The following is a 20868-nucleotide window of genomic DNA, read 5'->3' on the forward strand; positions in this document are numbered from 1 at the left end:
CCGGAGCGCTAGTCGGAACCGTCCAGCACCCGGACCGGCAGAGCCCGCAGCGCGTCCCGCAGTGCCGCCGCCAGCTCCTCGTACTCCGCGGCGCGGGCCGCGCCCGCGCGCATGGCGAAGGCGACGCGGCGGCTCGGGGCGGGGTCGGCGAAGGCACCGGTGAGCAGCTGGCTGCTGCGGGAGGTCTCCAGCTTCAGCGCGGTGCGCGGCAGCAGCGTGCAGCCGAGGCCGCCCGCCACCAGCTGGACCAGCGTGGACAGTCCGGCGGCCGTGGTGGTGACCGGCGCGTCCTCGCGGCCGGCCTCCCGGCAGATGTCGAGGGCCTGGTCGCGCAGGCAGTGGCCCTCGTCCAGGAGCAGCAGATGCAGCTCCTTCAGCGCTTCGCGGGGTATGCCCTCCCGGCCGCCGAGCCAGTGGTCGAGCGGGGTGACGAGCACGAAGTCCTCGTCGAACAAAGGGAGTTCGACCACGCCGGGGACGCCGAGCGGCACCGCGAGCAACAGCAGGTCGAGCCGGCCGGAGTGCAGGCCGTCGAGCAGGCTGGCGGTCTGCTCCTCGTGCACCTGGAGGTCGAGCTGCGGGTAGCGCTCGTGGACCAGCCGGAGCACGGCCGGCAGCAGATACGGCGCGACGGTCGGGATCACGCCGAGGCGCAGCGCGCCCGTGAACGGCGCCCGGACCGCCTCGGCCTCCTCCAGCAGCGCGCCGACCTCGTCCAGCACCGCCTTGGCCCGCACGGCCAGCCGCTCACCCGCGGACGAGAGCAGCACCTTGCGCGTCGTACGCTCGAGGAGGGTCACCCCGAGGGTCTCCTCCAGCGCGGAGACGGCGCCGGACAGGGCGGGCTGGCTCATCCCGATGGCCGCCGCCGCGTCCCGGAAGTGCAGATGCTCGGCCACGGCGACGAACGCCCGCAGCTGGGACAGCGTGGGCTGCCGCCGTTTCCCGTTCCCGGTCGTCACTGATAACCGCCTCCAATCAACACGACCGAGTGTAGCTATTTCACTAATCAATGCACCCTGTGCCACCATCAACAGAGTCCAACCCCTGGGAAACGCCCCAAAAGGGAAGTTTCTTCGCTGCAAGGAGAGTCTGTGCTCACTGTCGGTGACAAGTTCCCCGAGTTCGACCTGACCGCCTGTGTCTCGCTGGAGAAGGGCAAGGAGTTCGGGCAGATCAACCACAAGTCCTACGAGGGCAAGTGGCTCGTGGTCTTCGCCTGGCCCAAGGACTTCACCTTCGTGTGCCCGACCGAGATCGCCGCGTTCGGGAAGCTGAACGAAGAGTTCGCCGACCGCGACGCGCAGATCCTCGGCTTCTCCGGTGACTCCGAGTTCGTGCACCACGCCTGGCGCAAGGACCACCCGGACCTGACCGACCTGCCGTTCCCGATGATGGCGGACCCCAAGCACGAGCTGATGCGCGACCTCGGCATCGAGGGCGAGGACGGCTACGCCCAGCGCGCCGTCTTCGTCGTCGACCCGAACCACGAGATCCAGTTCACGATGGTCACCGCCGGTTCCGTGGGCCGCAACCCCAAGGAGGTCCTGCGGGTGCTGGACGCCCTGCAGACCGACGAGCTGTGCCCCTGCAACTGGACCAAGGGCGAGCAGACCCTCGACCCGGTCGCGCTGCTGGCTGGTGAGTGACCCGTGTCGCTCGACTCCCTGAAGTCCCGTATCCCGGACTACGCCAAGGACCTGAAGCTCAACCTGGGCTCGGTCATCGGCAACTCGGACCTGCCGGCGCAGCAGCTGTGGGGCACGGTGCTGGCGACCGCGATCGCCTCCCGCTCCCCGATCGTGCTGCGTGAACTGGAGCCGGAGGCGAAGGCGAACCTGTCGCCGGAGGCGTACCAGGCCGCCAAGTCGGCCGCCGCCATCATGGCGATGAACAACGTCTTCTACCGCACCCGGCACCTGCTGTCCGACCACGAGTACGGCACCCTGCGCGCGGGCCTGCGGATGAACGTCATCGGCAACCCGGGCGTGGAGAAGGTCGACTTCGAGCTGTGGTCGTTCGCGGTCTCCGCGATCAACGGCTGCGGCATGTGCCTGGACTCGCACGAGCAGGTGCTGCGCAAGGCCGGCGTGGAGCGCGAGACCGTCCAGGAGGCGTTCAAGATCGCCTCCGTGGTGCAGGCGATCGCCGTCACCGTGGACGCCGAGGCCGTCCTGGCCGAGTAGGACTCGTCCCGAAGGTCCCGAAGACCCCGCTCACTCCGTGTGGGCGGGGTTTTCGCCGTCCTCGGCACCCTCGCGGGGAGCGGTCTCCGCGCTCGCGCCGGAAGCCTTCTCCCCGGCGCTCTCGCCGAGGCCCTTCCCGGCGCTCTCCCCGGTCGCCTTCGCGGCGCTCTCGCCGGGCGCCTTCGCGGCGTCCTCGCCGAGGGCCTTGCTGCCGCTCTCGCCGGAGGCCGCGGCGTCCGGCCCGGCCTCGGCGGGCTCGTCGTCGCCGGTCTCGCCGGCCTGCTGCCGCGCGTACGTCCGCAGGTATCCCACCACCGTGTTCGTCACCGCCACCAGCGGCACGGCCACCACCGCGCCGCCGATGCCGGCCACCATGCCGCCGGCGGCCACGGTCAGGACCACCGCCAGCGGGTGCACCCGGACCGCGCGGCCGAGGATGAACGGCTGGAGCACATGGCCCTCGATCTGCTGGACCGCGAGCACCACCACCAGGGTCATCAGCGCCGTGAACACGCCCTGGGTGACCAGCGCGACGATCACCGCGAGCGCGCCGGAGGCGACCGCGCCGACCAGCGGGATGAACGAGAACAGGAAGATGAACACGGCCAGCGGGACGGCCATCGGCACGTCCAGGAAGTAGATGCCGATGCCGATGAAGATCGCGTCGATGAGGGCGACCAGCACCGTGCCGCGCACGTACGCGGTCAGCGTGCGCCAGGCCCGCGGACCGGCGCCGGCCACGCCCGGGCGGGCGGCGGCGGGCACCAGCTTCAGGAACCACTCCCAGATCCGCTTGCCGTCGTAGAGCAGGAAGAGCGTCGAGAAGAACACCAGCAGTATGCCGGTCAGGGCCTCCACGATGACCTGGACGCCCTCCAGGCCCGCGGACGTTATCTGGTCGGCGTTGGCGCCGATCGCCTCGCGCAGGTTCTTGGCGATCTGGTTGATCTGCTTGTCGGTGACGTGGAAGGGGCTCTTCAGCAGCCAGTTGCGCAGGTCGTCGATGCCGGACTGGATCTGGCTGGAGAGCGTGTCGATGTTCTCCATGACCTGCCAGGTCACGAACCAGCCCATCAGGCCGATGACGACGAAGCCGCTGATGGCGGTGAGCGCGGTGGCCGGTCCGCGCGGCACCCCGCGGCGGGTGAGCCGGGCGACCGTCGGCTGGAGCAGGGCGGTGACCAGCAGGGCGATGACGAAGGCGAACACCACCAGCTGCACCGCGCTGATGACCCGCATCAGCACCCACAGCGTGCCGGCCAGCACCAGCAGCCGCCAGCCCGCCTCGGCGGCGACCCGGACACCCCAGGGCACGGCCTCGGCGGGGTCGGGACGGCGCCCGGACGGCGGGGCGGTGCGGCGGGCGGGGCCCGGCGCGCTCGCGCGGGCCGGCGGGGCCGCCTCGGCGCCGGACGCCTCGGCGGCGGACTCGGGGCCGACGGGCTCGTCCTGCTCCTTCTCCACCTCCGCGCGGCGCTCGTCCAGCCGTTCGCTCATCTCGGCCAGACCACGCCCGATCCGGCCCAGCCACCGTGGCACTCGCGCCATGCTCCGTCCTCTTCCCCCGCGTCGCCGCGTGCTCGCCACTACTCCCCCGTGGAGTCGTCCGCGTTAGACCGTACAGGGCGAAAGCCCCTCCCCTGAGGACGGGGAAGGGCTGCGCGAGGGTGAGCTGCGGCCGGGCGGACCGGCGCGCGGGTCAGTACCAGTGGTTGGCCGACCAGAACGACCAGGCCTGGCAGGGGCTGCCGTACCGCTCGTTCATGTAGTTGAGGCCCCACTTGATCTGGGTCGCCGGATTGGTCCGCCAGTCGGCACCGGCCGAGGCGTACTTGCCGGCGGGCAGGGCCTGGAAGAGACCGTAGGCACCGGAGGAGGCGTTGACCGCCTGGTAGTTCCAGCTGGACTCGTGGTCCACGATGTTGCTGAAGCACTGGAACTGGTTGCCGGCCACCATCTGGCGCGCCATCGCCTGGATCTGGGCCACGCTGTAGCTGCCCTGGACCGGGAAGGTGGAGGAGTCGCGGACGTCGGTCCCGCCGCGGCTGGCCGCGGCCTTGGCCTCCAGGCGCTCCTTGGCCTCCTTGGCGGCCTCGGCCGCCTTCTGCTCGGCGGCCTTCTTCTTCGCGATCGCGGTCTCGGCGGCCGCCATGCGGGCCGCCTCCTCGGCGTCCTTCTTGGCGGTCGCGTCCGCGGCGATGGCCTGGGCGTCCGCCTGCTGCGTGAGGGACGCGGTCTGCACCTCGACCTGCTGACCCGCGGGTATGTCCGCGAGGAGCGTGGCGTCGGCTGCCGTAGCCTCGGCGGCGTCGTTGGTCTGCGCGGTGCTGCCCGAGGCAACGCCGACGACGCTTCCGACAGCGGTGACCGCGGTGGCCGAGGCCACTGCGAATCCCCGGACCGAAATCCGGCTCACACGGTTTCCTTCCAGCATCGCCCGCTTCGGTGACCCTGGCGGACGCGATCGTGCCCCTGACACAGGCCTCCCAACTGCGGGGTCACGGGAGGCGCGGGCCCGGTGGGCAACTCTCCGGCGGAGAGCGCCGCGTGGTGCGCGGGCGGCATACGACGAACTGTATGGAGTTGGTGGGGCCTGCGGGGTGCTGCACCGCTGGGGGTACAGCTGTGTCGTATGCGGGGCCTGACAGGAACGAGACTCTGCCGTAACCGGACGCCGCGTGGCAATTCTGTGTTGCGTGTGAAAGCTCACATCCCGTTTGGCCCTGGCGATTTCAGGAAAGCTCCACGCACGACGGCGCCGCCCGGCTAGGCTCTTGGCCTTTGCCGGACGGCGCCAACCGCTGGGCGGGGTGCGTCAGATGTGACCGTCCTCCAGCATTTCGGTCACAAGTGCGGCAATCTGGGATCTCTCGGACCGCGTCAGCGTGACGTGGGCGAAGAGCGGATGCCCCTTCAGCTTCTCGACCACGGCGACCACTCCGTCGTAGCGGCCCACGCGCAGGTTGTCCCGCTGGGCCACGTCGTGGGTGAGCACCACCCGGGAGCCCGCGCCGATCCGGGACAGCACCGTCAGCAGGACGTTCTTCTCCAGCGACTGCGCCTCGTCCACGATCACGAACGCGTCGTGCAGCGAGCGGCCGCGGATGTGGGTCAGCGGGAGGACCTCCAGCATCCCGCGGGCGGTGACCTCCTCGATGACCTCGCGGCTGGTGACCGCCGAGAGGGTGTCGAAGACGGCCTGCGCCCAGGGGCTCATCTTCTCCGCCTCGGTGCCCGGCAGATAGCCCAGTTCCTGCCCGCCGACCGCGTACAGCGGCCGGAAGACCATCACCTTCTTGTGCTGCCGGCGTTCCAGGACGGCTTCCAGGCCCGCGCACAGCGCCAGCGCCGACTTGCCGGTGCCGGCCCGGCCGCCCATCGAGACGATGCCGATGTCCGGGTCGAGGAGCAGGTCGAGCGCGATGCGCTGCTCGGCGCTGCGGCCCTTGATGCCGAACGCCTCCCGCTCGCCGCGCACCAGGCGGACGTTGCCCTCGGCGGTGACCCGGCCGAGCGCCTTGCCGCGTTCGGACTGGATGGTCAGGCCGGTGTGCACGGGCAGGCCGGACGCCTCCGGGACGTACACGTGTCCTTCCTCGAAGAGGATGTCCACCTGTTCGCCGGGCAGGGTGAGTTCCGACATCCCGGTCCAGCCGGAGTTCTCCGTGATGGCGAGTTCGGCCCGGTACTCCTCGGCGAGGAGACCGACGGAGGACGCCTTGATCCTCAGCGGGAGGTCCTTCGACACGACGGTGACGTCGTATCCCTCCGCCTGGAGGTTGCGGGCCACCGCGAGGATGCGGGAGTCGTTGTCGCCCAGTCGGTAGCCCGAGGGCAGCACGCTGGGGTCCGAGTGGTTCAACTCCACCCGGAGCGTTCCGCCGAGGTCCCCGGTCGGAATGGGGGCGTCGAGGCGGCCGTGCCGGACCCGGTAGTCGTCGAGCAGGCGCAGGGCCTGCCGGGCGAAGTAGCCGAGTTCGGGATGGTGCCGCTTGGCCTCCAGCTCCGTGACCACCACGATGGGGAGCACGACCTCGTGCTCGTCGAAGCGGGTCAGGGCGTTCGGGTCGGCCAGCAGGACGCTGGTGTCGAGAACATACGTGCGCCGGTCGGGCTTGTGGCGCTGTGTGCTGGTCACCACGGAAGGACGTACCCCCTCGGATGTGGTCGGGGAGCGACGAGGAGTTGCTGGACCGGTGTCCGGCCCCCGCACGGCGGGCCGTGAACCGGCCCCCGCGGCTGATGCCGTGCCGTGACCGCACGGTCGGGCTGGTGCAAGGGGCCTCCCGGGCGGACGGCCCCGAGCCGCCCGCTGAGATACGACGCCCGTGGTTCGGGTGTCGACCTGTTGGGTTTATGCCCTCGAACGGACGGCGCCATGCAAATGCGGCCACCGGCGCGCTGGTGAACTCCTTGTGACGTGTGTGCCAATCGGGGGGCACGACGACGCCCCGTCACCGGGGGCGACGGGGCGGGGCGGGCCGGTTCAGCCGCCGTAACGGCGGTGACGTGCGGCGTAGTCGCGCAGGGCGCGCAGGAAGTCGACCTTCCGGAAGGCCGGCCAGAAGACCTCGCAGAAGTAGTACTCGGAATGAGCGGTCTGCCAGAGCATGAATCCGGACAGCCGCTGTTCACCGCTGGTGCGGATCACCAGGTCCGGGTCGGGCTGGGCGCCGGTGTAGAGGTGACGGCCGATCATGTCGACGTCGACGGACTCGGCGAGGTCCTCCAGGGACAGGCCCCGGTCGTGCGCCTCGTGCAGCATCGAGCGCACGGCGTCGGCGATCTCCTGCCGGCCGCCGTAGCCGATGGCCACGTTGACGAGTATGCCGTCGGTGTGGGCGGTGCTCTCCTCGGCTTCCTTCAGGGTGCGCTGCATGCCGGCGGGCAGCAGGTCCATCGTGCCGACGTGGTGCACCCGCCAGCGGCCGTCGGCGGCGAGGGTGCGTACGACGTCCTCGATGATGCCGAGCAGGGGGACCAGTTCGTCCTGCGGGCGGTCGAAGTTGTCGGTGGACAGCAGCCAGAGCGTGACCACCTCGACGTCGGTCTCGGAGCACCAGCCGAGGAACTCCTCGATCTTCTCGGCACCGGCCCGGTGCCCGTGCACGGTGGTCGAGCCGGACGCCTTCGCCCAGCGGCGGTTGCCGTCCATGATGACGCCGATGTGCTTGGGCACCTGAGCGTGATCCAGGTGACCTTCCACCCGGCGTGCGTAGAGCCTGACGAGCAGACCGCGCAGCTTGTCGCGCAGGTTCACGTGACCCTCCGGGGGTTGGGCGCGGGGTAGGGGGGTGCCGGAGCCGTAGGGGGTGCCGGAGCCGTCGAGCCTACCGCTGCCGCGGGCCCGGTCCGGCCCGGGGTTTGGCCACGCGGCGGCGGTGTGCGCCGCCGGGGCCGCGCCCCTTGGCGGGGACGCCGGGCCGGGGCCGGGCGGTTCCGGAACCCCGTCGTCCTCCCGCATGAAAAAAACGGGCCGGTCCGTGGGGGGGAGACGGACCGGCCCGAGGGGGGGTTTCCACCATAACCCTTCGTAAGTGATGGTGGGTGCATCGGCGTGCCACAACTACTCTCCGGAATCGTCCGGCAACGCCGACGTGGTCACGGAATGCGGGATTCCGGAGCGTTTCCCGGGCCATTCACAGCGGAATCACAGGCAGATCCGGCCGAGCGCGATGGGATTCGCAAGGATTACGCCGTCCTGGGGGAATCATCGGGAGGGTGGCCGGAGTCCCCCCGATGGGCGACCCCGCCGGCGAGCAGTGGACTTGACCGTTCCGCTACGGCGTCCCGGCCGGGCCCGGCCGCGCCCGGCGGAATACCCGGACGGCTCCACGGCGCCGCGCGGCCCCCTCCACCGCGCGCCGCCGGCCGCGTGGCTTTGCCGACGCGAATCACCTGGTCCGAACTTATGTGACGGCCGGGGCGTATGTGAACCCAGGGGCGATGGCGACGGGGAGATCCGGTGTCGTCAGCGTCCGGGTTTGCGTACGTCGAAGAGGTGCCGGGCGCTGTGCGCGACGAACGGCCCCTCCTTCCCGATCCGCTCGTGCAGCGCGCGGAGCCGTGGCTCGTACGCCTCGACCGTGAAGCCCGGGACCATCCAGACGACCTTGCGCAGGAAGTGGACGACGGCGGCGATGTCGTGGAACTCCATCCGCAGCCGTTCGGCCCGCAGGCCGGTGACCTCCAGCCCCGCCGCCTCGGCGGCGGCCCGCTCCCGCTCGGGGTCGCGGGCGCGGCGGACCTCCTCCGGCTGCGGCCCGAGGAAGTACTCGACCAGCTCGAAGACGCTGGCGGGTCCCACGTGCTGGGCGAAGTACGTCCCGCCGGGCCGCAGCACCCGGGCGATCTCCGTCCAGTGGGGGCGGACCGGATGCCGGCTGAGCACCAGGTCGAACGCCTCGTCCGCGAAGGGCAGCGGCGCGTCGGCCGGGGCGGCGACCACGACGACGCCGCGGGGCCGGAGCAGGGCGGTGGCCTTGGCCACGTTCGGCGGCCAGCCCTCGGTCGCCGCCACGAGCGGCGGCCGGGCCGGCTCCGCCCGGCCCAGCGCGAAGTCCAGCACCTCGCCGCCGCCGGTCTGGACGTCGAGCGCGGCCCCGGCCCCGGCCAGCCGCTCCGCCGCCGACCGGGCGTAGCCCCACGACGGCCGCGCCTCACTGGCCCGTCCCTCGAACCAGGAGAAGTCCCACCCCTCGGTGGGCACACCGGCCCCCTCGGCCACCAGTTCCTCGAAGGACCGCTCCGCACTCATACGCCCATGATCCCAGCGACCCGCGAAGGCGGCCCGCGATTTTTCCGTCAGCGGCGGTGTGGAGCGGCCCGGCGCGACGGCGGACGCGTCCGGGGCGAGGAGTGCCGCTCCTGCGGGGCGGCTGCCCGCGCGCGGGGACTGCCGGGCCGGTTCGGAGGGAGCCGCCGGGGCACGGGCAGGGTGGTGCCCGCGTCCTCGGCGGCGGTCGTCATCGGATCAGCGGGGCGACGCGCTGGGCCGCGAAACGGATGAAGCCCTCCGGGTCGGGTTCGTCCGCCGTCGGCTGGAGCACGACGGTGTCCGCGCCGGCCTCGGCCAGGCGCCGCACCGCCTCGGCCACCGCCTCCGCGTCCCCGGCGACGCCCAGGCCCGGGACCTGCCCCAGGCCCTCGGCGCTGAGTTCGGCGCGCAGCCGGGCCTCGGCGTCCGTACCCGTGGCGGCCAGCAGATAGACGACGATCCGGTGCGCGCCCGTGCGGCCCGCCGCCCGGCGGCCCTCCTCGATCAGTTCCCGGGCCCGCCGTACGCCGTCCGCCGAAGTGGCGATGGTCAGGAGGGTGCCGTCGGCCTTCTCGCCGGTGAGCCGGAGCGTACGCGGCCCGGTGGCGCCCGCGAGGATGTCGACCGGGCGCTCCGGCGGCCAGTCGAGGGCGACGTCGTCCAGCCGGACGTACCGCCCGCGCACGTCGAGCCGCTCGCCGCGCAGCAGGGCGCGCAGGGCGTCGAGGTGTTCGCCGAGGAGGCCGAGCGGCGAGGCGGCCCGGGCGCCGACCTGGCCCATCCACTCCTGCACCCCGTGCCCCACGGTGAGGACGGCCCGGCCGGGGAACATGCGCTCCAGCGAGGCGGCCTCCATCGCGGTGACGGCCACGTTCCGCAGCGGTACGGGCAGCAGTCCGATGCCGACCCGCACCCGTTCGGTCCAGGCGAGCGCGGCGGCGGCCGTGGACACCCCGCCTTCCAGGAAGCAGTCCTCCCACAGCCACAGTTCGTCGAGCCCCGACTCGTCCGCGGCGCGGGCGACGGCCCGGAGGCGTTCGGGAGGGAGCTGGGGGCGGAACACGGCACCGAGTCCTGTCATAGCGCCCTTCCTAGTGGGGAGGACGGGAAAGGACAACACAATTACGGGCGCGGGCGGTCGACGGGCACGGAAGGGGTGGGCGGGGCATGGGGCGATGGCGGGACGGGCGGGGACGGCTGACCGTGCGGACGGACGCCGGGGAGGTGCCGGCACTCTCCGTTCCCCTGGAGATCTCGGCCTCCTACCGGGCCCGGACGAAGGGATTGCTGGGCCGGGACGCGGTGGACGGGGCGATGCTGCTGTCACCGGCGAGCGGGGTGCACACGTTCGGGATGCGGATCCCGATCGACGTGGCCTACCTGGACCGCCGCCTCACCGTGATCGCCGTCCGCACGATGCCCCCGGGCCGCCTGGGCCTGCCCCGCCCGCGGGCCCGGCACGTGCTGGAGGCGGCGGCCGGGGCGATGGCGGGGTGGGGGGTGCGGACGGGCGTGCGCGTGGAGGTGGACGTGGAGGCGGAGCCGTAGCCGGCGGTCACCGGTCGGTGCGCGGGAAGGACACCTCGACCCGGCGGTTCTTCTTCCGGCCGGCCTCGGTGGAGTTGTCGGCGATCGGGTACTGCTCGCCGTAGCCGCGGACGTCGAAGGTGATGGACGGCGTGTTCAGGTCCTGGTCCAGCACGGCCTGCACGGCGTCGGCGCGCCGCTTGGAGAGGGCGACGCCGTGGGTGGTGGTGCCGAGGCTGTCGGTGAAGCCGAAGACGCGGACCCGGGTGGCGTGCTGTGCGCGGATCTCCTCGGCGATGGTGGCGATGCGGGTCTTGGCCGCGCCGCCGACCGTGGCGCTGTCCTTGCCGAACAGCACCTCGGTCTGGAGGGCGAAGGTCACGTCGGCGTTGGTGTCCTCCCGCCGTTCGTCCCCGCTCTGCTCCTCCACGACCAGCTTGATGTCCAGCACCTTCGCCCCGGCGAGCGTGGCGCCCTCCGGGAGCTTGAGGTCGGGGTCGGTGGGGTCGACGTCGACGGGGGCGGCGGCGGTGGGTTCGGTGAGAGGGGGTTCGCCGGGGCCGGTGCCGTCGGCGGCGGCCGGAGCGGCGGGCAGGTTCAGGACGCACAGCAGCAGGGTGCCGAGGAGGGCGAGGCGGGGTGTGGTGGTCACGCGCGCCTCACCCGGAGATCTTGATGCCGGCGGAGGTGAACGTCGGCAGCTGGAAGTCCACCTCGGTCACCCCGGCCGGGGGCGCCGGGAACTGCATGAAGACGGCGAGGGTGGCGCCGGACTTGAGGGTGGTGAAGCCGGTCGTCGTCAGCGGCCGGCCCTCGGTGTCCCGCAGCACGTAGTACCGCTTCTTGCCCCGCGGGTCGACCAGCGTGGCCCCGCCCAGCGATCTGCCGTTCTTGATGATCTCGGTCTCGTTGCCGCTCAGCGCGGAGGGGATGACGGCGGTCCGCGCCCCGTCGTTCTTCAGCGTGCCGTTGACCGTGACGAAGCCGCCCGTGTCGCGCTCGGCGGAGGTGATCTGCAGGAGCAGGCCGTCGGACCCGCGCAGCTCCGCCAGCGGCCGGCCCGGGTCGTCCTCCTGGGTGCTCGGGCCCGGGTCGCCGGCCGTCGGGGCGGACGCCGGCCCGCGTGGCTTGTCCTCTCCGCCTCCGCTGCCCCCGCAACCGGTCGCACCGGCGGCCAGACCGGCCGCCACGGTCAGGGCGACCAGTCCTCTGCGGGCCTTCGCAGTGAACCGCATGCTCATCACTGTCGCTTCCTTCGTCATCGGTCGTTCGCCGGGGAGTCGGCCAGGTGGACGTCGAAGAGGTCCTCGGGCCCCGGCAGCTCCGTGGTGTCGTCCGGCTCGGGGTGCCAGACCTTGTCCTCGCAGGTGAGCGGGGGCAGCGGTGCGTCCTCGGGCGGGTCGGCGCCCTCCCCGGGCGACGCGGACCCCGCTCCCGGCGACGGGGTTCCGGTCCCGGGCGGGCCGGGCGGACCGGGTGGTTCGGGCACGTCTTCGGGCGGTGTGCAGAGCGGTTCGATGACGGCCCTGGCGTGCGCCGTCGCGTGCACGTTCTCGGTGCCGGGTACGACGGAGTCGCCCACGGACTTTTCCGCCCGGGTGTCGACGACATAGCTCAGCGGCGGCTCGAACACGCAGCGCACCGTCGTCGCGTCGTTCCGCGCGGCGAGCTGGTCGGCACGCCCGCAGAAGTCGCGGGCTCCCGCACCGTCGAAGATGTCCTGCCAGCTTCCCGGGTCGTCCACGTGGGCCCGCCACAGGTCGAAGAGCTGGTCCCGGGTTTCCTGCGCCGCCGCCAGTGCCGCCGCGTCCGCCGCCGTCTGGGCGCCGCCGCGGTTCACGGCCGCCTGACCGACCGCGAGGTAGGCCAACGCGAGAAAGAGCAGGCCCGCCACCACCGTCAGGTAGATGGGGAAGGCCTGCCCCGCGTCGTGCCGTGGACGAGTCAGCCGCCGGTGACCTCGGCGATCTTGTTGGTGATCGCGTCGTAGATCGACTGGCCGATGCTCGTGCCGGTGATCGCCAGGACGATCGCGACGACCACCGCGATGATGCCGAGGTACTCCACCGCGGTCTGTCCCCGGTCGCCGCGCGCGGCACGGGTCTGCAGATACGCGACGGTGGTGCGGAACCATTTGCTCACGGTCTTCCCCTCCAGCTTCGCCTCCGGTCCGCGCACCGTACGGCCGGACGCGCCCGGTCCCGAAGGGTCCCAGGGCCCAACCGCGGACCCATTCGTTCCGCCGCGCCGCCATCTCAGGCCACCCCCAGCCACTTCGCGGTCGCCTGGGACCTGGTCGTGCTCTGGAGCTTGGCGAAGATGCGGTTGATGTGGTTCTTGACGGTCTTCTCGCTGATGAAGCAGGCGGCGGCGATCTGCTGGTTGGTCATGCCGGACGCGATGAGGTCCATGATCTCCGCCTCCCTCGTACTCAGCCGGAACCGCGAGCGGAACGACTGTCCCACATCTGGTTGCACATGCGAAAGAGACATGGCGTCGGAATTTGCCGTCATATCAACGGAGTTGGAGTCGGCGTGTGCAGTTGCATCGGAGTGGAGGGCCGCCAGCAACGCCCTCGTCGCGCCGGGTGTGACCTGCGGACGGCCCTCCCGTACGTCCCGTACCGCCCGTACCAGCTGCTCCGTCGTGAACTCGCCGTGCACCAGGTATCCCCCCGCCCCCAACCGCAGCGCCTCCCGCACGGTCTGCGTCTCGTGGCTGTAGGTGAGCATCATGACGGGGGCCAGCCGCACCAGGTGGGGCAGCGCCGAGATCCCGTCCACACCGGGCATGCGGACGTCGAGCAGGATGACGTCCGGCCGGTGCCGCAACGCCTCCTCGTACGCCTCCCGGCCGTCCCGCGCCTGAGCCACCACCGTGGTCCCGGCGCGGTCCGTGAGCAGGGCCGCGAGACCGGCCCGGACCACGGGGTTGTCGTCGGCGATCAGCAGCCGCAGCGGCGGCGGAGCCGGGGCCGGCGGCGGGAAGGCGGGCAAGGGCCGCATGGTGCCTCCTCTCAGGGGGTGCCGGGTGCGTGGGACGCGGGCCCGGACAGGGGGATGTCGAGGCGTACCTCCGTGCCCCGGCCGTGCGCGCCCCGGCCGACGCGTATGCGGGCGCCCGCCTGCGCGGCCCGCTCGGCCATGCCGAGCAGCCCGAAGTGCCCGCGGTCGCGCAGCCGTTCCAGGGTGGTGCCGGGCGGCAGGCCGGTGCCGTCGTCGTGGAGGACGAGGCGGAGCAGGTGTCCCTCCACCGAGGCCCGTACGTCCACCCGCGCGGCGGACGCGTGGCGGTGGGCGTTCTCCAGGGCCTCGGTGGCGATGGCGAGGACGTGCCGGGCCGCCGGCGCGGGCGGCGGCGGGAAGGGGGCGGGGTCGTCCGCGGGCCAGTGGCAGACGACCTCCAGGCCCGTGCGCCGGGCGAACTCGCGGGTCCGGCGGGCGAGGCCCGGCCAGAACGGGTCCTCCTGCGGCACCTGCGACGGGTCCCGGCGCAGGTCCGCCAGCAGTTCCCGGGACTCCGCCGCCGCCCGGCGCGCCGAGCGGGACACCAGGTCCGCCTGCTGCCGGATGCGAGCGGGGTCCGGAGCGTCGACCGAGGCGGTCGCGGCCAGCCCGTCCGCCGCCAGGGCCACGCCGTACAGCGTCTTGGCCACGGAGTCGTGCATCTCCCGGGCCAGCCGGGCGCGTTCGGCGCTGACCGCCTCCGCCGCCGCGAGCCGGGCCCGGGCCGCGGTCAGGGCCCGGGTCGCGGCGCCGAAGCGGAGCATCAGATTGCGCAGGGTCGAGCCCATGGCGCCGGCGACGACGCACAGGCCGGGCAGCAGCAGGGCCTGTGCGACGGGCTCGGGCCGGCCGGCCCTCAGGGTGGTGTGGACCAGCAGCAGGATCAGGGCCTGCAGCGAGGCGAAGCAGGCCGCGCCGCGCCAGCCGTAGACCAGGCCGGCCAGCAGCGGGGTGCAGACGCTGACGTAGGCCAGGGTGGTGTCCGGGCCCGCCGAGACCAGGAGGAAGGAGCCGAAGAGGGTGTCGGCGGCCAGCAGGACGGGGTGGCGCAGCAGGAGGGGGCCGAAGCGCTCCCAGTCGCGGAAGAGGACGTAGGACACCATGACGGTGACGACCACGGCCGTGCCGGCCAGGCGGACGCCCAGGCCGGGAGCGGCGTGCAGGAGGGCGGCGGGAGCCGATACGACGATCATCGCGAGCCGGAACCCGAAGACCTGCCGGCACATCGCCTGAAGCGCGCTGACCTGGAGCTTCTCGGAGGGCTCGGCCGACGGCACGAGACCGCGCGCCGCCTGGCGCACCCGGCGTCCCGGCCACGCCCGGCGGCGTCCGCCGCCCGTCCCGCGTAACCGCTCCAGCAACCGCACCCCTCTCCCCGCCGCCCCCGCCGCCGTCATGCCGTCCTCACTTCCCGGTGAGCGAGCCGAAGTCCACGCCGGAGCCGAGCAGCAGGCCCGCGCCCAGCAGGAGCATCGTCGCCGGGACCATGAACGTGGTGATCATCAGCGTGGCCTTGGGCACCGCGCGCGCGGCCTTGCGACGGGCGTTCTGGGCGTCGGTGCGGCGCATGTCCTTGGCCAGGGAGACCAGGGTGTCCACGATGGGCGCGCCCAGCTCCTCGCCCTGCTGCAACGCCGTCACGAACATCGCCACCTGCTCGGAGTCGTTGCGCCGGCGCAGCTCCGCGAAGGCCTGGCGGCGGCTCACGCCGAGGTCCATCTGGCGCAGGGTGATGCGCAGTTCGTCGGCCCACGGGCCCTCGTAGCGGGCGGCGACCCGGTCCAGGGCCTGCCGGAACCCGAGGCCCGCGCTGACCACCACGGCGAGCACGTCCAGGAAGTCCGGCAGGGTGCGTTCGATGACGTGTCTGCGGACCCGGATCGCCGACCAGAGGCCGACCTCGGTCCACAGCGCCCCGAAGGCCAGCAGGAGCAGCGCCACGAACCACTGGCCGCGCAGCAGGAAGACCAGGAAGCCGACGCCGCCCAGCGCGCCGTAGACCGCGCGGCGGGCCGCGTAGCGGTCGAGGGTCAGGCCGCCGGGGTTGCCGGCGAGGTCGATCCGGCGGCGGTAGCGGGCGACGAGCCGCGGGCCCATCAGCCGCAGCACCAGCGGTGCCCAGCGCATGCCGAGGCGGTCGACGACCGAGCCGACCGCGCCGGTGCGGGTGGCGCCGACCTCCAGGGCCACGGCGAGGTCGGCGGGGAGCCGGGCGTCCGCGCGGTACATGCGCAGGCCGGCGAAGACGCCCCAGACGCCGGCGCCCATCAGCAGGGCGAGCAGGAACTCCACGGGTCACCTCCCTCAGACGTCGATGCGGCTCAGCCGGCGGATCAGGACGAAGCCGACGGCGTACATGACGAACGCGACGATCACGCACGCCTGGCCGGCCGGTGAGCCGGTCATGCGGTCGAGCGCGCCGTCCTTGACGCCGTTCATCAGGAACAACGCGCCGACCCCGAGGACGGGCACGGCGTAGGAGGTCATGGTCACCTGGGAGAGCTGGGTGCGGATCTCGCGCCGGGTCTCCTTGCGCTCCTCCAGGGTCTCGGTCAGGTTGCGCAGCGCCGAGACCACCTGGCCGCCGGCCCGGTTGGACAGCACCAGCGTGGTGACCAGGACGACGAGTTCCCGGGAGGGCAGCCGGCCGGCCAGCTCGCCGAGCGCGTCGTCCAGGGAGTGGCCGATGGCCAGCTGGTCGGCGACCTTGGCCAGTTCCTCGCCGGCCGGTGCCTCCAGCTCCTCCGCGGCCATGCCGATCGCGGTGCGCAGGGCAAGCCCGGCGTGGGTGGCGTTGGCCAGGATGCGGGCCAGCTCGGGCAGTTGGCCGATGAAGCGCTCGATGCGTCTGCGGTGCTGCCAGCCGAGGAACTGGAAGGCCGCCCAGACGCCGAGGAGCCCGGCGAGCGGGCCGAAGAAGGGCGCCAGGGTGGCCTGGCCGATCAGCCAGAGCGCGGCGACGGCGGTGAGCACGGCGGCGGTGAACTCGCCCGGGGTGACGTCCAGGCCGGTCGCCGCGAGGCGCCGCTCCAGCCGGCGGCCGGGCCCGGTGCGGCGCAGCCGCCGGTCCAGTGCGCGGAAGCGGCGTCTGCGGCCGGTGGCGGCCGGCGGGCCGGTGAGCGCGAGGCGGTCCACGAGGGCGGCGCGCCGGGCCCGGCCGGAGGCGTAGGCGTGCACGCCGGCCACCGCCAGGACGCAGGCCAGCAGGGTCACGCCGGTGGTGAGCTGGGCGAGGGTGCTCGGTTCCATGGTCGGGGGTCCTACCTGGCTTCTCGGGTGGCGAGCTGGTCGGCGGAGCGGGCCACGCCGAAGGCCTGCGGGAGGGGCTGGCCCGCCATGTGGAGGCGGTCGGCGGCGCGCCGCGGGAGCGGGAAGTGGCGGAAGGTGCCGTGGACGCGGCCGTCCGGGGTCATCGGCCGCGCCTCGAAGCGGGCGACGGTGGCCAGCCGGTACGGCTCCCCGCCGTGGCTGTCGAGCATCGCGATCTCGGTGATGCGGCGGGCGCCGTCGGCGAACCGGGTGAGCTGGACGAGGACGTCGACGGCGCTGTTGATCTGGTCGTGCAGGGCGACGAAGGGGACCTCCACGTCGGACATCGAGGCGAGGGTCTGCAGCCGGGTGAGGGCGTCCTCGGCGCTGTTGGCGTGCACGGTGGCCAGCGAGCCGTCGTGGCCGGTGGACATGGCCTGGAGCATGTCCAGGGACTCGCCGCCGCGGACCTCGCCGACCACGATCCGGTCGGGCCGCATGCGCAGCGAGTTGCGGACCAGGTCGCGGATGGTGACCTGGCCCTTGCCCTCCACGTTCGGCGGGCGGGACTCCAGGCGGACCACGTGGTTCTGCTGGAGCTGGAGTTCGGCGGAGTCCTCGATGGTGATGATCCGCTCGTGCGGCGGGATCAGCCCGGACAGGGCGTTCAGCAGGGTCGTCTTGCCGGTGCCGGTGGCGCCCGAGACGATGATGTTGAACTTGGCCTGCACCAGCCCGGCCAGCAGGTACACCATGTGCTCCTCCAGCGAGCCGAAGCCGATCAGCTCCTGGAGCGTGAAGGAGCGCGGGAAGCGGCGGATGGTGAGCACCGGGCCGGTCAGGGACAGCGGCGGGATGATGACGTTGACGCGCTCGCCGGAGGGCAGCCGGGCGTCCACCATCGGGTTGGACTCGTCCACCCGGCGGTTGACCGTCGACACGATCCGCTCGATGGTCTGCATCAGCTGGTCGGCGGAGACGAACCGCAGCGGCAGCTGTTCGACCCGGCCGCCGCGTTCCACGAAGATCGCGTCGGGTCCGTTGACCATGATCTCGGTGATGGACGCGTCCTCCAGCAGCGGTTCCAGGATGCCGAGGCCCAGCGCCTCGTCCACCACCCGGCGGATCAGCCGGGCCCGTTCGACGGTGGACAGGACCGGTCCCTCGCGGCTGATGATGTGCCCGAGCACCCGCTCCAGGCGGGCCCGGCGCTCGGCGGCGGCCAGCGCGCTCATCTCCGCGAGGTCGATCTCCTCCAGCAGCTTGGCCCGGTAGGAGGCGACCAGGTGTCCGTCCTCGCCCCGGCTGCCGTGCTCCTCCGGAGTGCTGATGCGTGCCCGCAGGCTCATGGGCTGGTCGCCTCCTTCGTCAGTGGTCGAGCGGCATGGTGGCGGACTTGGTGGCGTCGCCGAGGTCCCACACGAGGGCGGGGATGCGCACGGTGGCGGTGACGGTCACCGTGTCGTCCCCCGCGGCGGCCGAGCAGGACACCTCCAGCACGCCGCTCACCGCGTCGGCGCAGGCCTGGGCGTAGGACTGGTCCAGGGACGCGGCCCGGGCCCCGGCCCGGGCCGCCGTGCCGGCCTGTTCGGCGGCGTAGGCGACGGCGCCGAGCTGGACGCCGGCGAGCCCGACGATCAGCAGGACGGGGACGAACCCCAGGTATTCGAGGGCGACCTGGCCCCGGTCGCGCGGTCGGCGCTGCGGCATCTCAGCGCTTCACCTCCTCCACGGCTCCGGCGTGGCCGTGCACGGTGGCGGGGAAGGAGATCACGCCCGGGAAGAGGACCGGGACCTTCAGGGAGACGTCGGCCGTGACGTAGCCGGACGCGCTGCACCGCACCGACGCGTCCCCCCGCCAGGCCCCCGACAGGTGTCCGAGCCCCGCCCGCGCGCACGCGGCCTGCCGGGCGGCGCCCCGGGGCGCCGCCGTGCCGGCCCGCACCGCCTCGTCGGCGGCGTTCCCGGCGAGCGTGAAGGTGTAGCCCACCAGCACGGCCTGCCACATCAGCACCAGCGTCAGAAGGATCAGCGGGGTCATCCCGAGCAACTCGACGCTGACCTGTCCGCGGTCCCCGACCGGCCTTCTCGTGGCACGTCCCCGGTCCACGTCCGGCCTTCTCATGGCACGTTTCCGGTCCCCGTCCGGCCTTCTCATGGCACCGCTCACTCCTTCCGCCGCCGGAAGCCCACCGCTGCCCGGCCGGCTCCGCGATGGCCGGCCTGTTCGGCCGTCCCGGCCAGCCCCAGTTCGCCCGCGAGCGCCCACAGCGCCTGCTTCACCGTGCTCCTGCCGTCGAGTTCGTGGAGCCGTCCGGCGTCCACGACGGCCTGCAGTTCCTTGTAGGCCGCGGGTACGGCGGTCCGGGCCAGCGCGGTGCCGGTGATGCGCTGCACCAGCGCGGGCTGGATCTCCGAACCGCGGGTGTGCCGGTTGACGACGACCGTGGTCTCCTCGGCCTTGCGGATCTGGAGCCGGTCCCACATCCGTACGGTGCGTTTGGCGGCGCGTACGGCGATCACGTCCGGGGTGGTGACCAGCAGCGCGGTGTCGGCCGTCTCGACGGCCGCGGCGCCGGCCCCGCTCAGCTGGGCGCCGCAGTCCACGACGACGACCTCGTAGCGTGCGCGCAGGGCGCCGATGAGCTGGCGGGCGGCCCGGTCGGTGACCTCCTCGCCGCGTTCGCCGTCGGCGGGCGCGAGCAGCAGGGCGAGGCCGGTGTCGTGGCGGAAGACGGCGTCGGCGAGGACGCGCGGGGAGATGTCGGTGATGGCGGCGAGGTCGGCCACCGACCGGCGGAACTGGATGTCCAGGTAGGAGCCGATGTCACCGCTCTGCAGGTCGAGGTCGGCCAGCGCGGTGGCGCGGCCGGAGGCCTGGGCGGCCAGGGCCAGCTGGATCGCGGTGAGCGTGGCGCCGACGCCTCCCTTGGCGCCGCTGACCGTGACCACGGTGCCCCCGGCCCCGGCCGGCGCCTCGCCCCCGAGCCCGAGGTGCCGTCGTACCCCGGCCGACCACTGGGCGACGGCCTGGACCCGGCCGGCCAGTTCCTCGTACGACAGCGGGAGCCCGACCAGGCCGCGGGCGCCGGAGTCCATGGCGGCGGCGAACAGTCCGGGGCTGGCGTCACTGGTGACGAGGACGACTCCGGCGGCCGGGAAGCGCAGGGCGACCTCGCGGATCAGCTCCAGGGCCGGGACGGGGCCGATGCGTTCGTGGACGACGACCACCTCGGGCAGTTCCCCGACCGACTCGGCGGCCAGCCGGGCGAGGGTGTCCACCAGCTGGGTGGAGTCGGTGACCGGGGGCTGCGGCTCGGCGTCGGGGAGCTGGCCGAGCAGGGCGGTGAGGGAGCGGACGGCGTCCGGGTCCGCGCCGGCCGGGAGGATCCTGGTGGGCATGGCCGCCTCTCACTTGTCCGTCGCGAGTTCGTAGGTGCGGTCCTGGTCGGGGACGCTGGTCTCGCTGCCGGGGGCCACGAGCGCGAGCCGGACGCGCTGGGCGAAGGACTCGGCGTAGGTGACGCGCTGGGCGTCGAGGGTGGACAGCGCGAAGGTGATGGGGACGGCGTCGGTGGGCCGGCGGCGGCTGTCGTCGTCGGGGTCGAGGGCGGTGATCTGGCCGACGTCGATGACCTGGGCGTTGGTCACGATGATCTTCGACTGGTCGGGGTCGCCTTCCTTGCGCCCCTCGAAGGTGGCGTAGACGTTGACCCGCGAGCCGGGCGTGATCTTCCCGGCCACGCCGGTCGCCGCGTCGATCATGATGGCGACCTCCTGCTGGCCGGGCCGGAGGGCGGGCCGGTCCACGATCATGTCGGTCTGGAGCAGGGAGCCCGCGCGCAGCGTGGTCACGGCGATCTTGCCGCGGATCTGGCCGAGGTCGGTGACGGCGTTGCCGGACAGCCACCGCCTGGGCATCTCGATCTCCTCGAACTGGCCGGCGTCCAGGGTGGTGTACGGCTTGACCTCGGACCTGACCCGGTAGGCCGTGGTCCCGGGCCCGACCTTGGAGTTCACGTCGTGGACGACGGAGAGCACGCCGGCGAACGCGCCCAAGGCGCACAGGGCCGACAGGATCAGCAGTATCACGCCGCGGCGCTGACGGGAGTTCATGAACCGTGCAACCTCGTTGGGGGAATCG

The 20868-nt window shown here is 72.8% G+C and carries 23 protein-coding genes; 3 read left to right on the forward strand and 20 right to left on the reverse strand.

The window, feature by feature from the left end:
• Positions 1-8 precede the first annotated feature (8 nt).
• On the reverse strand, positions 9-962 hold the full coding sequence (locus SCK26_RS14060) for a LysR substrate-binding domain-containing protein (RefSeq protein WP_318201660.1): 954 nt from the start codon (positions 960-962) through the stop codon (positions 9-11).
• Positions 963-1094: 132 nt separating this feature from the next.
• Between SCK26_RS14060 and SCK26_RS14065 the strand changes: the two genes are divergently transcribed.
• Together SCK26_RS14065 and SCK26_RS14070 are read left to right on the forward strand one after the other, a co-directional pair.
• A complete protein-coding gene (locus SCK26_RS14065) occupies positions 1095-1649 on the forward strand; it encodes a peroxiredoxin (protein ID WP_318201661.1) in 555 nt (184 codons plus the stop codon).
• A 3-nt stretch (positions 1650-1652) separates the two neighbouring features.
• The gene (locus SCK26_RS14070; RefSeq protein WP_030778759.1) at positions 1653-2186 is read left to right on the forward strand and encodes an alkyl hydroperoxide reductase; all 534 of its coding nucleotides are present in this window, start codon (positions 1653-1655) and stop codon (positions 2184-2186) included.
• Between the two features lie 30 nt (positions 2187-2216).
• Here SCK26_RS14070 and SCK26_RS14075 read toward each other — a convergent pair whose 3' ends face one another.
• The 6 genes from SCK26_RS14075 to SCK26_RS14100 form a co-directional block, all read right to left on the reverse strand.
• Positions 2217-3734, reverse strand: coding sequence for an AI-2E family transporter (locus SCK26_RS14075; protein WP_318201662.1), 1518 nt, complete (start codon positions 3732-3734; stop codon positions 2217-2219).
• Between the two features lie 151 nt (positions 3735-3885).
• Positions 3886-4620: a transglycosylase SLT domain-containing protein gene (locus SCK26_RS14080; protein ID WP_318201663.1), complete on the reverse strand. Its 735-nt coding sequence runs from the start codon at positions 4618-4620 to the stop codon at positions 3886-3888.
• Between the two features lie 381 nt (positions 4621-5001).
• Entirely contained in the window at positions 5002-6327 is a 1326-nt protein-coding gene (locus tag SCK26_RS14085; protein ID WP_318201664.1) for a PhoH family protein, read from the reverse strand.
• Between the two features lie 345 nt (positions 6328-6672).
• Positions 6673-7446, reverse strand: coding sequence for an isoprenyl transferase (locus SCK26_RS14090; RefSeq protein ID WP_318201665.1), 774 nt, complete (start codon positions 7444-7446; stop codon positions 6673-6675).
• Positions 7447-8157: 711 nt separating this feature from the next.
• On the reverse strand, positions 8158-8943 hold the full coding sequence (locus SCK26_RS14095; protein WP_318201666.1) for a methyltransferase domain-containing protein: 786 nt from the start codon (positions 8941-8943) through the stop codon (positions 8158-8160).
• A 208-nt stretch (positions 8944-9151) separates the two neighbouring features.
• Complete coding sequence (locus SCK26_RS14100; protein WP_318201667.1) at positions 9152-10060, reverse strand: LLM class flavin-dependent oxidoreductase; 909 nt, start codon at positions 10058-10060, stop codon at positions 9152-9154.
• 50 nt (positions 10061-10110) lie between these two features.
• On the opposite strand from SCK26_RS14100, the gene SCK26_RS14105 reads away from it, so the two are divergent.
• Entirely contained in the window at positions 10111-10491 is a 381-nt protein-coding gene (locus SCK26_RS14105; RefSeq protein WP_318201668.1) for a DUF192 domain-containing protein, read from the forward strand.
• Between the two features lie 7 nt (positions 10492-10498).
• Here the strand turns inward: SCK26_RS14105 and SCK26_RS14110 are convergent, their stop codons facing one another.
• From SCK26_RS14110 to cpaB, 13 genes are all read right to left on the reverse strand, one after another.
• On the reverse strand, positions 10499-11122 hold the full coding sequence (locus tag SCK26_RS14110; protein ID WP_318201669.1) for an OmpA family protein: 624 nt from the start codon (positions 11120-11122) through the stop codon (positions 10499-10501).
• 7 nt (positions 11123-11129) lie between these two features.
• A complete protein-coding gene (locus tag SCK26_RS14115; protein ID WP_318201670.1) occupies positions 11130-11711 on the reverse strand; it encodes a hypothetical protein in 582 nt (193 codons plus the stop codon).
• Positions 11712-11728: 17 nt separating this feature from the next.
• Positions 11729-12418, reverse strand: coding sequence for a pilus assembly protein TadG-related protein (locus SCK26_RS14120; protein WP_318206000.1), 690 nt, complete (start codon positions 12416-12418; stop codon positions 11729-11731).
• Positions 12415-12612 carry a Flp family type IVb pilin gene (locus SCK26_RS14125; protein WP_318201671.1) on the reverse strand — a complete coding sequence of 66 codons (198 nt, stop codon included), beginning with the start codon at positions 12610-12612 and terminating at the stop codon, positions 12415-12417. The genes SCK26_RS14120 and SCK26_RS14125 overlap by 4 nt, the downstream gene beginning before the upstream one ends.
• A gap of 113 nt (positions 12613-12725) precedes the next feature.
• Positions 12726-13475, reverse strand: coding sequence for a response regulator transcription factor (locus SCK26_RS14130; protein ID WP_318201672.1), 750 nt, complete (start codon positions 13473-13475; stop codon positions 12726-12728).
• Positions 13476-13486: 11 nt separating this feature from the next.
• Entirely contained in the window at positions 13487-14872 is a 1386-nt protein-coding gene (locus SCK26_RS14135; RefSeq protein ID WP_412080738.1) for a sensor histidine kinase, read from the reverse strand.
• A 7-nt stretch (positions 14873-14879) separates the two neighbouring features.
• The gene (locus SCK26_RS14140) at positions 14880-15767 is read right to left on the reverse strand and encodes a DUF5936 domain-containing protein (protein WP_318201673.1); all 888 of its coding nucleotides are present in this window, start codon (positions 15765-15767) and stop codon (positions 14880-14882) included.
• Positions 15768-15779: 12 nt separating this feature from the next.
• Positions 15780-16724, reverse strand: coding sequence for a type II secretion system F family protein (locus tag SCK26_RS14145; protein WP_318201674.1), 945 nt, complete (start codon positions 16722-16724; stop codon positions 15780-15782).
• 11 nt (positions 16725-16735) lie between these two features.
• Entirely contained in the window at positions 16736-18073 is a 1338-nt protein-coding gene (locus SCK26_RS14150; protein WP_318201675.1) for a CpaF family protein, read from the reverse strand.
• A 19-nt stretch (positions 18074-18092) separates the two neighbouring features.
• Entirely contained in the window at positions 18093-18434 is a 342-nt protein-coding gene (locus tag SCK26_RS14155) for a TadE/TadG family type IV pilus assembly protein (RefSeq protein ID WP_318201676.1), read from the reverse strand.
• A gap of 1 nt (position 18435) precedes the next feature.
• Complete coding sequence (locus SCK26_RS14160; protein ID WP_412080739.1) at positions 18436-18849, reverse strand: pilus assembly protein; 414 nt, start codon at positions 18847-18849, stop codon at positions 18436-18438.
• Between the two features lie 41 nt (positions 18850-18890).
• Positions 18891-20126 (reverse strand): AAA family ATPase, encoded by a 1236-nt coding sequence (locus SCK26_RS14165; protein ID WP_318201677.1) that lies wholly within the window; start codon positions 20124-20126, stop codon positions 18891-18893.
• A 9-nt stretch (positions 20127-20135) separates the two neighbouring features.
• Positions 20136-20840 carry a Flp pilus assembly protein CpaB gene (cpaB, locus tag SCK26_RS14170; RefSeq protein ID WP_318201678.1) on the reverse strand — a complete coding sequence of 235 codons (705 nt, stop codon included), beginning with the start codon at positions 20838-20840 and terminating at the stop codon, positions 20136-20138.
• Positions 20841-20868: the final 28 nt, after the last annotated feature.

Source organism: Streptomyces sp. SCL15-4 (assembly GCF_033366695.1).
Classification (GTDB): Bacteria; Actinomycetota; Actinomycetes; order Streptomycetales; family Streptomycetaceae; genus Streptomyces.